Raw genomic sequence first — 15,362 nt, 5'->3', positions numbered from 1 at the left:
TCATGAAAGGGGACAGAAGCGGAATGACGATTAATCATAATAGGCTGAGCGGTCTATTCAAACGATCCGGTATATTGACAATGGCGGCAGGTGTTCTTTCGTTATTGTTGGCGTTCGGGAATGCCAATCCGGCCATGGCGGACGGCTCGCAAGATCCCGCGCCGAAGACGGAATTCCGCGGGGCATGGATTGCAACGGTGAGCAATATCGATTGGCCGTCGAATCGATATACAAGCCAAGAGACGCAGAAGCAAGAGCTGGTCAGCGTGCTCGACAGGCTGCAGGAGATCGGCATAAATGCCGTTGTTTTTCAAGTAAAGCCGAGCGCGGATGCTTTGTATCCCTCCGACATTCTTCCTTGGTCGGAGTGGTTGACGGGAACGCAAGGCACGGATCCGGGATATGATCCTCTGCAGTTCGTAATCGAGGAAGCTCATAAAAGAAATATGGAGTTTCATGCTTGGTTCAATCCGTTCCGCGCCAATACGCGTCCCAATATGAATGGAATGACGGCCGATCATCCGATTAGGGAAATGGCCGAAGGTTGGGTAGTGCCTTACGGAAGCGGGTTGTATTTGAACCCGGGTATCGAGGGCGTGCGTCAATTCGCCACTGAAACGATTATCGAGGTTGTAAAAAAATATGATATCGACGGCGTTCATATCGATGACTATTTCTATCCTTATCCCGTAGGAGAAGAGCAATTTGATGACGAAGCGGCTTATCAGGCATATGGAACCGGATTCGGCAATAAGGGCGACTGGCGCAGAAGCAACGTCAATACATTCGTTGAGCAATTATATATGCAGATTAAAGCGGAGAAACCTTCGGTGCAGTTCGGCATTAGCCCGTTCGGCATTTGGCGCAACGCTTCGACAGACCCGACCGGTTCGGCGACGAATGGTCTTCAATCGTACGATGCGGTCTATGCGGACAGCCGGTCCTGGATTCAGAATAAGTGGATTGATTATATCGCGCCTCAAATCTATTGGAGCACCGAAATGGCTGTTGCCGATTACGACGTGCTGGTAGAATGGTGGGCCAATGAAGTGAAGGATAGTGGCGTGGACCTTTATATCGGACAAGCCGCCTACAAGATTGCCAACAATTCCGATAATCAATGGCAGCAGCCGGATGAATTGATTAAGCAAATTCGCTACAATCGCATGTTTGACGAGGTGAAAGGCGGCATTTTCTACTCAAGCAAACCTTTGTTAGCCAATCCGCTTAATATTCTGAATCAGTTGAAGGAAACGGTCTTCCGATATCCAGCCATGATTCCAGCCAAAGCAAGCGGCGCGAGCCCGATGCCCGAAGTCCCTGAGGATGTCCGCGCGGAACAGAAACAGGAAGGCGTTCTTGTGACTTGGGAAGACAGCGGCAATGCGAACGCATACTACGTCGTTTATCGGATGGATGGGCAGGGGATGCCCGACCTGGCCGACCCGTCTTCCATTGCGGCTTTCGTCCGAAAATCGGACGGGGGAACGACCCACAGCTTTCTGGACACGGCTGCCGATGCCGAGAAGACAACCGGTTATGTCGTTACCGCCGCGAATCGCCTTCATCATGAGAGCGTGCCAAGCGCGCCGGCTATGATCATGGAGGCGCCGGACGTCGTTGCCGGCGACGCGAACGGCGATGGCGCGATTAGTATTGGCGACTTGTCCATGATGGCCTCCTTACAAGACAAGAACGACTCCGATCCCGATTGGGCGGAGATTGCCCATCTAGATCTGGATGGCAACAGGACTATTGATTTGGATGACATTCGTCTTGTCGCTCGGTTAATACTTGAGAATTAAAGAAGTCCGGATTGTATTATTGTAAGAGTATCTTACACTAATATAGTCCGGACTTTATTATGAATTTCTACCGCTTTAGCATTTTCTACAGCCCTTAAAACCTTGATACTGCAGGGTTTTAGCATGAATTTAACAACTCTGAGGCGTTAAACTGCCGACGAATGAAAACGCTTTGTTTACGGTAGAAGAAAGCCCAATATAGAATGTGGTTGACCGAAGGGACCCGGTACCGGTCGCTAAACGGTCGTCCAATATCAAATAGATGAAAATGGGGAGGACAAGAAATGAAAAGAAGGTTAAGTGCCATTCTCGCTTGCGTATTCCTGATATCCGCGCTGGCTGCATGCGCAGGGAACAACAACGGCGCGGGGAATAAAAACAACGGCACCGCAAACGTTACGCAATCGCCGTCCGCAGCGCCATCCGATTCCGGCGCCGGCACGGAGCAGCCGAATACGTATGGCGATACCGGCGGATTGACGCTTCCATTGGTGGATAAACCAACAACCATTACCTGGATGCTCAGTGGAGAGTCGGATCCTAACGGCAAGCTGGTCGCTCAGGAAATCGAAAAAAGAACAGGCATTAAAGTTAATTTTCAGGCATTCTCCAACTCTACGTATCAGGACAAGTTGAGAGTAACCGTAGCTTCGGGCAAGCTGCCGGATATTTTCCACGGATTGAAGCCTGCAGAGTTAAAGCAGATTGGCGGGCAGAAAGCCGTTGTTGCCATTAACGATTATCTCGACATTCTCCCCAACTTCAACCGGATGTACGTAGAGGAGAACCCATGGGTGATCAAATCCTACGGAGACGAGAACGGCAAGATGTATGCTTGGCCGATCTACAATATGAATCGGGACGTCAACCACGGGCTGATGGCGCGAATGGATATTTTGAAAGAATTAGGTCTTGAAATGTGGAAGGATACGGACGGATTCTATGGGGTATTGAAGGCGATGAAAGCCGCGTACCCGGATTCCTATCCGTTCGCATCCAAAACGAAGGAGCTGATCTTTAAGGATCTGGCTTACGGATGGGGGATAGCGGGAGACAGCTATCCAGCCTACTATGACGAAGCGTCGAAGGTTTGGAAGTTTGCTTCGATCCAACCGGAGCACAAGGAACTGCTTGATTTTATTAAAAAGCTGTACAATGAAGGATTGATCGATCCCGAGTTTCTAACGGATACCCCCGACTCGTGGACGGCGAAGATGACAACGGATAAATCGTTCGTCACTTGGGATTGGATTGGACGGCTTGACTTGTTCTATAACCAGATCAAAGACGTCAATCCGGACTTTGATCTGCGTTATGCCAACCCGATCGGGCCAACCGGAAACATTCGCACCTTGCCGAAGATCGACGCCTCGTGGGGCATAACGGTGGCCAATAACGCCAATAAGGAAGCGGCGCTCAAGCTTCTGGATTATTTGAGCAGCCCGTCCGGCGCGGAATTGGTCACCATAGGCGCGGAGGGAGTCAACTTTACATGGGATGAGAGCGGCAAAGCTACGTATCCAGAGCTCTCCGATTTGCCGACGGTGGATATCAATGTGTTGAACGATCGTTACGGCATGTGGATGGAAGGCATGTACCTGGCTCCCGACAGACGAAGCGTCTATTACAATTTCACGGAAAAAGAGCAGGAAGCCCAGGATATGATGCTGTCGGACAACAAATTCGAGCCGCTTGATCCCGTTCTTAATTTTACGGATCAAGAAAACGCAAGACTTGCGGAAATACAGACTTCGCTCGAAAAGGCGGCTGCCGAATTTAATTCCAAGTATGTTCTGAACAAGGCCTACGGCAACAGCGAATGGGAAGCCTGGGTGCAGAATGCGGCCAAGATTGGCGTGACGGAATATATCGGCATCTATAATGCAGCTCAAGAACGGTTCGATAGCTCCAAATGATTTGTCGGGCAGCGGCGAATGTAAGGCCGCGAACAGCACGGTACGGTGATCGGATGCTTAGGTGTCCGATCGCCGCTCAACATCGATAGGAGTGATCATGTATGGCGGGATCAAATACGACGGCTTTGCGGAAAGGCGGCATGCGTGTATTCCGGTCCTATTGGTCCGATCTCCGCAAGCGGATAAAGCGGGACCGGCAACTGCTGATTCTATTAATTCCCTGTCTCGTTTTCTATTTGATATTTCGTTATGGACCGCTTTCCGGATTGGCCATCGCCTTTATGGACTACAGCGTGTTTACCGGCATTTTTGACAGTCCGTGGGTGGGACTGAAGCATTTCTCTAAACTTTTTGGCAGCGACGACTTTTTTCTGCTGTTCAGAAATACGTTAACGCTTGGTTTTTTTAATCTGATTGTGTCATTCCCGTTCCCGATCCTTCTTGCGTTGCTGCTCAACGAAGTGCGAGTCGCCCGGTTCAAAAAATCGATACAGACATTCAGTTATCTGCCGGCCTTTCTTTCGGTTGTTATTATCAGCAGCATGATCATTGACTTTCTGTCGCCGACAAACGGCATCGTCAATCGGCTGTTGGTATCGCTTGGCCTGGAAAGCCATTATTTCCTGGTCGATCCGAGTTGGTTCAGGCCTGTGTATATTACATCGGAAATATGGACCAACACCGGTTACGACGCCATTATCTATCTGGCTGCCGTAGCGGGCATTAATCCAACCTTGTACGAGGCGGCGAGAGTGGACGGCGCCGGCAGGTTCCGCAGCATATGGAATGTAACGCTTCCCGGCATTCTGCCGACGATCATTATCATGTTTATCCTGAAGACGGGATCGATGATTCGTATCGGTTACGAGAAGGTGTTGCTGCTCTACAATCCGATGACTTACGAGGTGGCGGATGTATTTTCCACTTTCGTATATCGTAAAGGATTGCTGGAGTCCAATTACAGTTATGCGGCGGCGGTAGGTCTGTTCGAAGCGCTGGTTGCCATGGTTATGCTGCTGGGAGCCAATTATATCAGCAAGCGGCTGGGAGGGAGCGGATTATGGTAGGCCAGGCCAGGTTTACGTTTTTTGGCGTTATTAATGCGATTATGCTGGTTGGCGTAGCTATTGCGACTCTGTACCCCGTTTTGTACATTGCCGCAGTATCGCTAAGCGATACGGCCAGCGTGTCGCAAGGGCAAGTATGGCTGCTGCCCAAAGGGCTTAATTTCGAGGCGTATGCGGAAGTGCTTAAGGACGATAAAATTCCGCGAGCCTATTTAAACACGATATTTTATACCGTTTTCGGGACATTCGTCAATTTGCTCATGACAGCGATAGCCGCTTACCCGCTTGCGAACCGGGATCTGGTGTTCCGGAAATTCTGGATGCTGATGATTGTGCTCACCATGTTCTTGAGCCCGGGCATCATCCCGAATTACCTGATCGTGCAGCAGCTTGGATTGATCGATTCGGTCTGGGCGCTCGTGCTGCCGAATGCGATCTGGACCTTCGAGTTGATTATTCTAAAGACCTTCTATGAGAATATGTCTTCCCAGATCCGCGAGGCGGCGTTGATCGACGGAGCCTCGGAGTTTCGCATTCTGTTCAATATCGTCATTCCGTTGTCCAAGCCGGCGATGGCGTCAATCGGACTTTTCTACTTTATGGGGCACTGGAACAGCTTTTTCTTGCCCATGATTTATTTAAACGATCAGGCGTTGTACCCGTTGCAGGTTGTGCTGCGAGGCATGCTTATTTTTAACGAGGGTTCGACTGCCGGTCTGGTGGACAAAGCGGCACTGGCGCCCCAGGCGATGAAAAATGCGACGATTGTACTCGCGATGATCCCGGTATTGATCGTGTATCCGTTCGCTCAAAAGTATTTTGCCAAAGGAGTGATGCTCGGCTCAGAGAAAGGTTAATGTGTTAAAATAATGGGACATCGTATCGATAGGGGCGTGCGCAATGAGACGTAGAATGACCAGCCTTGGGCTTATGCAAATATTTTTGGCTTTGATGTTGGTTATCGTCCTTATGTTCGTCTCGACTTATATGGTGTACCGCAATTCGATATCCGGCATCTATGAAGAAGTATCCGACAAAAACTCAATGATGATGCAGTCGACGGTGCAGGCCTTCGACAACAGCTTCAGGGTGGTCAACAATTTGATCCATACCATCCACATTATGCCCGGAACGGACAGCCTGCGCTCGATGATCGACGACAGCACGGATATGTCCATTGCCTACACGATGATCGAGCATATCGCCAATTTGTCGGCTCCTTACGACTTTATCGAAGAGGTGGCGGTGTTCTATGACGATTCTGATATTGTCATTACCACCAAGGGTACAAATCGCTTCGACTATTTCTTCGATAAAAAATATTTGCATGAGACCTACAACGCCAATTACTGGCGAAATTATATGCGGAGCAAAAAAACGTACAAGGTTTTTCCGGCATCGCCGTTTACGGTCAATACCGGCGAGAACTCGAATCAGCACAAAAATAAACAGCTGCTGGTTGTTACAGGAGGCAACAAGCTCCGTTCATCCGGTAAAAACGTTCTGGTGTTGATCGATCTGGAAGCATTGCTCAAGCATGTGAACCAGGGTCCGATTTTTTCCGGCGGCTCCATGATGATTCTGGACCAGAATCGCGACATGCTGATGAGCACCGACGACAACTGGAATTTGGTGGATGCGCTGAGCGACGCTTATTTCAGCAATGCCGGCGAAGTGACGGTCAAGCGCCAGGATTACGAATACCGGATTCTGAAGTCGGAATATAACGACTTTATCTACATGGAGCGGCTGCCCTACCAGTTCGCCAATGTGGATGCCGTTGCCGGAGCCAATTTAAAGATTATGTTGACCGCAGGTGTATGCGCTATCATTCTGTCTTTGCTGCTCAGCGTCTATTTGAACAATCCCGTCAAAAGAATTTTAAAGCAACTGGGCGGAGGCAACAGCAAGGGCAACGATTTCCGCAAAATATTAAGCGGCATTGTCAAGCTGCAGTCCGAGAATGAAGACAATCGGAGGCAAAAGGCGTATGCCGATGAGGAGCTGCGCAGATCAACGTTTCTTCAGACGCTTGACGGGCTGCCGCGCGAAACCGAGCAAGATATTCGAATGCAGACCTACTATGCCGATTTCTACCGCCACAAGCACTTCGTCATGGCGCTTGTGCAGGTTGGCCGGCTTGCAAACGAATCGGCGGAGAATTGGACGATAGAGGACATGGAGCGACGGATCGAGCAGGGGCTTGGCCGGGACGGTTTGGCAGCCAACGCGTTTCACGCCGGACATCTGCAATTTATCGTTATGCTTGGCGTCGAACGGCTGCAGGAGCGCAGCGGTCTGATCAAACAACTGAGAACATCCGTGACCCGGCTGCAGAAGGAGGAATTTTCCGGATTTTCATTGTGGGCTTGCGTTAGCGCTCTCTATACCTCCAATGTGTCGAACTGCCGCCGCGCCTATTTGTCCGTGCAAGGCGGAAGTCTGTACCGTGCCGTCAACGATGACAGTCCGGTGATGGATGTGGCGGAAATCCATTACAAACGGCTGGCCTATTATCCGATCGAGAAGCTGGAGAAGCTATCCCATTATTTGATGATCGGCAAGCTGCAGGAAGCGACGCAATTGATTCGGGAGACGATCAGGGAAAATGCCGAGCGGCGCATTCATTATCATCAGATGATCCATCTGGCGAACAGCATGTTCTTCTACATGGTCGGGCACGCGGAAGGTTCGGCAAAGACCGGTCAGGAGCTGTACGAACTGGAGCGGCAATTTATGCAACGGCTGGAGCAAGCGCCGGACTATGCCGAAATGGAGAACGCGCTGCTTGATGCCGCGAGAGAATTGGCGGGTTATGCCAAGCAAGAGGAGAACGGACGCAAGCTGAACCCGTCCTTTATTGCCCAATATATTGAATTGCATTATATGCGGAATTTATATCTGGATGAAATTGCCGCGGTGGCGGGGACGACTCCGAAATATTTTTCGAACTACTTCAAGAAAACGTTCGGCGTCAATTATGTCGAATATCTCAACAAAATCAGACTGACCCATGCGAGGGAGCTGCTCAAGGATTCGCAGCTGTCGATTGCCGAAATCGGAGAGAGAATCGGCTATATGAATTCGTCGACTTTTACGACAACCTTTAAAAAATATTATGGTACCTCGCCGAGCGAATACAGAAAACTGTCTAACGAATAACAGAACCCCCTTATATCGGGCGACACAAAGGAGAGTGCGGAATTTGAAAGCGATTGCCGCGCAACGGGGCAGCGTTGCCGTCGTCGATGTCGAGAAGCCGAAGCTGCTGCCGGGACATGTGGGCGTGCGGACCGAATATTCCGCCATTAGTCCGGGCACCGAGCTTGGGATGATTCGCGGCAGCTTGGACGATCCACACATATTGGGATACAGCGCGGTCGGAATTGTAGAGCAAGTGGGAGAAGGCGTACGCGGCTTTCGCGAAGGACAGCGGGTCGCCTGTTACGGCGCTCCCTATACTTGCCATGCGCAATGGCTGTCGGTGCCGGCCAATCTGGCGGCGGTGGTGCCGGAGCATGTGGATGCCCGGGAAGCCGCGTATGCAGGATTGGGAGCGATAGCGATCCATGCGCTGCGAACCGCCCGGTTGGCCTTTGGCGAGTCGGTCGTTGTGGTAGGGCTTGGCATCTTGGGCAATTTGATTGCTCAGATTGCTCATGCCGCAGCGTGCCGGACGATCGCTCTGGATGTGGATGCCGGACGGGCAGATATGCTGCGCAAATACGGGTTATCCCGGGTATATGATAGCCGCGAAAAGCTGGAGGCCAAGCTTTGGGAAGCGACGGGAGGCGGCGTAGGCGCCGATGCCGTATTGCTGTGCGCCGGCGGAGCGGGCTCGGGGTTGATTGACGCCTCGCTAGGCTGGCTGCGCGATCGCGGCAAAATTGTGGTGGTAGGAGACTTGTGCACGGAGTTCAACCGGGGTTTGATGTTCGCAAAGGAAGCGCAGGTGCTCATATCGCGGGCTGGAGGGCCGGGACGTTACGACGAACGGTACGAGCGGGACAATGTCGATTATCCCGTCGGATATGTGCGTTGGACCGAAGGCCGGAACACGTCGGAATATGTTCGTCTGCTGGCTGAGCGGCGCATATCGGTCCAAGCCATGATTACGCATGAGTATTCGCTTAACGATTGCGAACGGGCATATGGGAATTACTCCATCGACGCAGGAGCGATCGGCACTTTGTTTAGGCACGGGAATTTATAAAAATAATGTGGAAAGAGGTGATTCTCGTGGTTATTAAAAACAAGATGACAAGTTGGTTATGCGGTCTTATTTGCTTTAGCATGATAAGTGCAAGTTTGTTTCCGGTTGGTGAGGTCGAGGCCAACTACGAGCCAACAGCTCAAGCAAATGAAGTCAATATCATTGCAAACGCAGGATTTGAGGAGCCTGTTGTGAACGGGGTCATACCTGGCTGGTCCCAGATCTGGAGCACAAGCGGCATTACAATTGAAGAGTCTTTGCCGGCAGGACATAATGGCAAAGCCATGAAGCTTGTCGACGCAAGTACAACTTCGGCCGTTTATTTGAGAAGTGACAAGTTTCCAGTGGTGCAGGGGCAAACCTATCGTTTGGCTGTCGATACCTATATTGAATCCGGCGCGCCGGTGATGATTATTTATTTCTACGACGAGAATGGAACGCAGTTGACGAGCGTAACGGATGGTTATTATGGGACTCCTTCGGAGCGATGGACCTCGATTTATTTGGAAGCAGTCGCGCCTGAAGGAGCAGTAAGCGCTGCGGTAATGCCGCACTCGAATGGAGTCGGAACATGCTCTGCTTATTTCGACGATTTCAGGATCGAGCAAATAGTTGGTCCAGTAGCCAACGCGGGATTCGAGAAACCGCTTGTCAGCGGAAAAAGCCAAAACTGGACACAGGTATTTAGCACAACGGGTATCAGTGTGTCGGGCAACTTGCCCGACAATCGTGCCGGGAGAGCCTTACGGTTGGAGGATTCGAGCACGGCAGGCGGGGTCTATCTGAGAAGCGATAAAATTCCGATTCAGGCAGACAAACGATATTTGTTATCCGTGGATTCTTATATTGAATCGGGTGCGCCAGTCATCATCATTTATTTCTATGACAGTAACGGGAATGAAATATCTCCTTATGCGATCGAGGGCTATTACGGAGCGACTGCTAATGAGTGGAAGACACTTTATATGGAGACAAGAGTGCCTGTAGAAGCTACGCATGCGGCAGTCATGCTGCACTCCAATGGACCAGGCACCTTTACGGGTTATTTTGACGACGTGTCGCTTGAAATGCTGACATCCGATGTACCAAATGCCGGATTCGAGCTGCCGCTCGTCAACAACAAGATTCCCGGCTGGAATCAAATTTGGAGCACGGGCGGTATCACTATTGAAGACAATCTACCCGGAGGCCGGGCAGGCAAAGCGATGAAGTTGGTGGATACAAGTACGGAAACTTCAGTTTATCTGCGGAGCAATAAAGTACCAATCAGCGGAGGCAATCCTTATTTGTTAAAAGTTGATGCCTACGTCGAGCAAGGAAGTCCTTTGATTTACATGTATTATTATAACCAAAGCAACGAATTGCTCAGTTCAAAAATTAAGGCCTATTATACGCAGCCCTTGAACGAGTGGTCTTCCTTGACATTTATCGACGATGTGCCTGCTGATGCCGTATACGCGGAAATTATGCTGCACTCCAATAGCTTGGGGACATGCATATGTTATTTTGATAATGTTACCTATGTCAAGCAAGAGAAGAAAAGTTTCAATCTTGGACCGGCAGTTCATAATGTCGGCATAAATGCTGCCGCCTACGGCACAGGTCCCAATAACGAGGAGTGGACATACACCGTTATCAACGGAGCGACTGCGAGATTTTTTGTTATCGATTCACATACGAATGCCATTGTGGAGCAGCATCCGTTGCCTGGAGCGGGAGGTTCATGGGGCGTGATTACCGCTCAAGATGGAAACGTATTCATTTCTACCATCGGCGGAAAACTGTTTCGTTGGACGCCTGGCAGCAGCGGACAGCAAGGTCAAATGTCCGATTTGGGAGTAGCGATTGAAGGAGAGACATTCCTGTGGCGTTTGGCCGTTGATGACGCGGGGAATATCTACGGCGGCACTTACCCGAATGGTAAAGTTTTTCAATACAACACCGAGACAGGACAATTCCGTGATTATGGCAGTGTAGTCGAAGGGGTCAAATATTCGCGTTCGATCGATTGGTGGGATGGCAAGCTTTATGTCGGCCTCGGCACTGAAAAAGCCAGATTATTTGAAGTCGACAGCATCACGGGCACAAAGAATGAGATTGCGCTCCCTTCGGCTTATGCGAATGAATCGAGCGTATACGATGTCAATGTTAGGGGAGATTATTTATTCGCCAGAGTTGTGAATGCAGGCGTAGTGCTTGTCTATGATCTGGTTGAGGAGCAATGGATCGATACTTTGACCAATATAAGCGGCATTGATGTATCACCCTTAAGCTCCGATAACAAGGTTTATATGTTCAGTGCAGGAAAAATAATCGGTTATGATCCCGTGACGAAGAACAAAACGCAGATTGGAGAAGACTCCAGGTTTTGGAGTGCAAGAAGCTTTGGCTGGGTCCACTTGAACAAGCCTGATTTCCCAGGCGAGACATTAATCTCTATTGATGCCGTAGGCAGAATGCGGATGATTAACCCGACGAAAGGGAGCATTAAAATAGAGGAAAGCCAAATCTCGGGAGAACCAACGATTATCAACTGGGTGGGCACAGGTCACGATGGGAAAATCTATACGAGCGGCTTTCAATCGGGCGGATTGTCCGCTTATGATCCGATTAAGGATGAGTTTTATGAATATCCGAAAGGCGCAATTAACCAAATCGAGTCGGGCCTATTTTATGACGGCAAATTATATATGGGCATCTACCCCGGTGCTTACCTCTACAGCTTTGATTTTGCACAGCCTTATGCGATCGGCTCAAATCCTCAATCGATCGTCGGACTGAAAGCGGAAGGTCAAGATCGGCCATACGGCTTTACCTGGTCAGGGGACGTGCTCGCGATGGGAACAGTGCCCGATTATGGGCTGCTGGGCGGCGCTTTGACCATTTATAATCCCGAAGCAGGCAATTACAGCGTTCATCGCCAAGTCGTCGAGAATCAAAGCATTGTCCCGTTGCTATCCAAAAACGGATTGATCTATGGAGGGACATCGATTTGGGGAGGACTTGGGGGATATCCGACAGAAACAGAAGCAAAGTTATTTATCTGGGACCAAACGCTTGAGGAAGTTGTGTGGGAAGGAGCACCGGTACCTGGCGCAACCCTAATCTCTTCCTTAGAATGGGATAAAGATGGGAATATATGGGGAATGACCATGAATACGTTGTTCAAGTTCAATCCGACGACCAAGGAGACTGTTCTGACAAAAGAGCTCTATTCTTGTTCATGGTGCGCAACCTACCACGCATTTAAACCAACTTATCTGATCGTTGATCAGAGTGGAGATTTGTATGTCAGAATTCCTAGCGGTATATACCGCATCGATGCAGAAACGTTGGAAATGGAATTACTCGCAGATAGCGGCACGCATTTGACGCAAGATCATGAGGGCAACTTGTATTTTGCGAATGGTGCGGATTTATATAAGTATAGAATCGATCGGGCAGACATATATGCGCCTGTTTTACGGAATCTGAATCCACTGCATCAGCAGGCAAACGTATCGATCAACAAGAGAATGATTGCAACATTCGACGAAATTATTCAACCGGGAACTTCGTTTCACGAAGTGAAATTATATCTTGGTGACGTGGAAGTGCCTGTCCAGGTAACAGCTTCAGGTTATGATCTGGTTATTCAGCCCAGTGATGAGTTGATTAATGACGCAAGCTATACTCTGTCTATTCCAGCATTTGCGGTTCAGGATTCTAGCGGGAACTTGCTAGCCAATGCCACCGTCTCCACTTTCGTGACGAGAAGCGAATCGATCAGTCCGACGTGGCCGCCGCAAAGCGAGTTGTTTGCAACGGATATTTCGCAAACAAGCATGAAACTGGGCTGGTCTGCGGCGATCGACAATGTCGGTGTATCTGGTTACAAGATCTATCTGGACAATCAATTCATTAGCACAGTTAGCGGATTTTCAAATGAATATACGGTTACATCGCTGACAGAGAACACGAACTTTAACTTCAAGATTATTGCAATCGATGCGGCAGGCAATGAAAGCGAGGCTTTGACAGGGACATTCAAGACACTGCCGTATACCTATTATCCTTCTAATCCCGTACAACCGGCAGTGCCATCGGAAACGGCTGAGGATTCCGATCCGGATGATAAGGATACACCGGATGCGTCTTCGACCAATTTTACAGACATCGCCGGGCACTGGGCGGAAGTCGCGATTAAAGAAGCTGTCGATCTTGGTATTGTCAAGGGCTACACAGACGGCAGCTTCAAACCGAAGCAACTGATCTCCCGCGCGGAATTCACGGCGATGTTAGTTCGCGCATTGAAGTTGCCTGCAAGCACTACGGTTGTCACTTATTCCGACGTGAACGCCAATGCATGGTATACAAAAGAATTGGCTGCAGCTTATGAGGCGGGTATTGTTAAAGGAATAGACAAAGAACGTTTTGCTCCGAATGCAGAGATCAGCCGGGAGCAGATGGCAGTCATGTTGTTCAGAGCCTATGTGCGATTGACAGGCCAAACGTTCGATGCAAGCGGAGCGCTTGATCGAATTATCGATGCCGACCGCATCGCAACATGGGCTCAAGATGACATTAATCAAGTGTTGGCGATTGGTTTGATGCAAGGGAAAGGCAATGGGGTGTTCGATCCCAAAGGGCATACAAGCCGTGCCGAAGCGATTCAAGCTATTTTGAATTTATTGAAACAAAAATAGCCTAGAAGCATATACCGCGCTTTCTGAACGTTTACAACCTCTTAGATAAATTAAGATAACTCGACAACAACTAAACCCCCAGTCCTTACCCGGACTGGGGGTTGATTGTGGAGGCAAAACGCGGCTATGCAAAACCACAAAGGCGGGTTGTGCGGGTTAGGATGTTTAGAGATGCTACATGCATCACTATTACGAAAACGATCTGACAGTCATTTCATTGACACTAATCACTAAATCAATTGCCTTCATAAAGTCAAATCCAATAATACCGTCAATCTCTAAGCCGTAGTCCATGCTCCCAATCTCGACCTTCTGTTCATTTCAAGTTCCCTTCCCCTGAAAACAATTGTGAGCTTGACAAAAGGTAATCCGTATTCCTCTGTTATGTTCATCTCTGGCCTCGGATTCCAACATAACGTTCTCTCGCTACTAGTTCTGGACGAGAGGTGTGAAAGAAACAGTATTCTCGATTTGGTTCTTGCCGATGCAGTTCACTGTAGCGGCGGAGGGCTGCTGTAGAATCATTAAACGTATCGATTACAACTACTTCCTCGATAAAGCGATGTCCTCTTTCCGAGTGAGCTTTCGTAGCCTCCATAACAACCCATTCCTCCGGAAACCGTTCCTGTACTTCTTGCCAGCGCATTTTCTCCACCTCCAACAATTTGGAATATAATTCATTGTAGCATATTTCAAGCTTAACATGGCTGCCGCCAGATATAGTTGTTCCTTCCAAGAAGTGCTTTGTGAGATTGTATTTTACAAGCGAAACGATCAACCAACCGTAACAGCCGCATCGATTCGATCCATCAAGTAGGTTTTGAAGGCGAGGAGTTCGGACTGGTTGTAGTGGGCGGGGACAGCGTTCATCGCATATTCATTCATCGCACTCAAGGCAATGTGGCGAAACTCTTCTGGAAGAGCACCCTCTGCCCAGCGGCAGGCATCGGTCTTGGAGAGGATCTCGCCTAGCTCCTTATAAGCCCAGATGCGCAGTAGGGACAAGATGCCCGCGTTCTCCAGATCTCCGCTGTGCTTCGCGTAATAGTCCGCGTCGGCACGAATGGATTGCCAGAAATCATCATGGGGCACTTCCGGTAGAATGTCGCACGGCTCCGGACCGTATAAAGCGATTCCCGCTTGTCTCGCAAGCTTGACATGGCAAGCCAGGTCGCTGTCCGTCGCCTCGTCTTCGAATTGCCAGAACGAGTCGTCCTCGCGGGACTGCATCGCCTCGAACCGCTTCCGCCAATGTTCGCTGAAGTGGAACTCGTAGGGTGTCGGGAATGTCCAGTCGTCCATATCCGACTTTCGCACAATGCTGGCTTCCACATGCACAGGCTGGCGATGCAGGCTGAGAAAAGCGATCATCAGCTTGAATCGTTCCTTGGCCGTCAACGTGCGATCAACGACGATCAGCAGATCGAGATCGCTCCTGGCCGGCAAGAAGCTGCCAAGCGCGATGCTGCCGTGTACATATACTCCGATAAGCGCGCTTTCTAAATAATCTTTCAAATAATTTGTGACCAGCTCTGCCTGCCGTCTAACGTTCGGCGGGCAGTTTTGCCATTGGTATTCTTTCATCATCTTCCCCTTTCCATGCCATGGAATCGTCATGATTCCGACCGCATGGTTTTTGATTTCTGATCCGTAGTCGTTAATGAATCGTTATTAGA

8 protein-coding genes are annotated in these 15,362 nt (G+C 49.7%); 7 read left to right on the top strand and 1 reads right to left on the bottom strand.

What is annotated here, in order from left to right:
- Positions 1-2: 2 nt before the first annotated feature.
- The 7 genes from KJW29_RS20385 (at position 3) to KJW29_RS20355 (ending at position 13,686) form a co-directional block, all read left to right on the top strand.
- A complete protein-coding gene (locus tag KJW29_RS20385) occupies positions 3-1,805 on the top strand; it encodes a family 10 glycosylhydrolase (protein ID WP_246608304.1) in 1,803 nt (600 codons plus the stop codon).
- Between the two features lie 284 nt (positions 1,806-2,089).
- Positions 2,090-3,721 carry an extracellular solute-binding protein gene (locus KJW29_RS20380; RefSeq protein WP_214625943.1) on the top strand — a complete coding sequence of 544 codons (1,632 nt, stop codon included), beginning with the start codon at positions 2,090-2,092 and terminating at the stop codon, positions 3,719-3,721.
- 140 nt (positions 3,722-3,861) lie between these two features.
- A complete protein-coding gene (locus KJW29_RS20375) occupies positions 3,862-4,788 on the top strand; it encodes an ABC transporter permease (RefSeq protein ID WP_246608871.1) in 927 nt (308 codons plus the stop codon).
- A complete protein-coding gene (locus tag KJW29_RS20370) occupies positions 4,782-5,645 on the top strand; it encodes a carbohydrate ABC transporter permease (RefSeq protein WP_214625941.1) in 864 nt (287 codons plus the stop codon). The genes KJW29_RS20375 and KJW29_RS20370 overlap by 7 nt, the downstream gene beginning before the upstream one ends.
- 43 nt (positions 5,646-5,688) lie before the next feature.
- The gene (locus KJW29_RS20365) at positions 5,689-7,950 is read left to right on the top strand and encodes a helix-turn-helix domain-containing protein (RefSeq protein ID WP_214625940.1); all 2,262 of its coding nucleotides are present in this window, start codon (positions 5,689-5,691) and stop codon (positions 7,948-7,950) included.
- A gap of 43 nt (positions 7,951-7,993) precedes the next feature.
- A complete protein-coding gene (locus tag KJW29_RS20360; protein WP_214625939.1) occupies positions 7,994-9,001 on the top strand; it encodes a zinc-dependent alcohol dehydrogenase in 1,008 nt (335 codons plus the stop codon).
- A 26-nt stretch (positions 9,002-9,027) separates the two neighbouring features.
- Positions 9,028-13,686 carry an S-layer homology domain-containing protein gene (locus tag KJW29_RS20355; protein WP_214625938.1) on the top strand — a complete coding sequence of 1,553 codons (4,659 nt, stop codon included), beginning with the start codon at positions 9,028-9,030 and terminating at the stop codon, positions 13,684-13,686.
- A 774-nt stretch (positions 13,687-14,460) separates the two neighbouring features.
- Here the strand turns inward: KJW29_RS20355 and KJW29_RS20350 are convergent.
- Entirely contained in the window at positions 14,461-15,303 is an 843-nt protein-coding gene (locus KJW29_RS20350; protein WP_214625937.1) for an aminoglycoside adenylyltransferase domain-containing protein, read from the bottom strand.
- Between the last annotated feature and the right edge of the window lie 59 nt (positions 15,304-15,362).

It is taken from the genome of Paenibacillus agaridevorans, assembly GCF_018604145.1.
Lineage (GTDB): Bacteria > Bacillota > Bacilli > Paenibacillales > Paenibacillaceae > Pristimantibacillus > Pristimantibacillus agaridevorans.
The sequence above is the reverse complement of the archived record's forward strand: the minus strand, read 5'-3'. Positions and strand labels throughout refer to the sequence as shown.

Excerpts from the sequence above, each read along its gene's own strand:
- KJW29_RS20385 (WP_246608304.1), top strand. The coding sequence starts at position 3 with ATGAAAGGGGACAGAAGCGGAATGACGATTAATCATAATAGGCTGAGC.
- KJW29_RS20380 (WP_214625943.1), top strand. The coding sequence starts at position 2,090 with ATGAAAAGAAGGTTAAGTGCCATTCTCGCTTGCGTATTCCTGATATCC.
- KJW29_RS20375 (WP_246608871.1), top strand. The coding sequence starts at position 3,862 with ATGCGTGTATTCCGGTCCTATTGGTCCGATCTCCGCAAGCGGATAAAG.
- KJW29_RS20370 (WP_214625941.1), top strand. The coding sequence starts at position 4,782 with ATGGTAGGCCAGGCCAGGTTTACGTTTTTTGGCGTTATTAATGCGATT.
- KJW29_RS20365 (WP_214625940.1), top strand. The coding sequence starts at position 5,689 with ATGAGACGTAGAATGACCAGCCTTGGGCTTATGCAAATATTTTTGGCT.
- KJW29_RS20350 (WP_214625937.1), bottom strand. The coding sequence starts at position 15,303 with ATGACGATTCCATGGCATGGAAAGGGGAAGATGATGAAAGAATACCAA.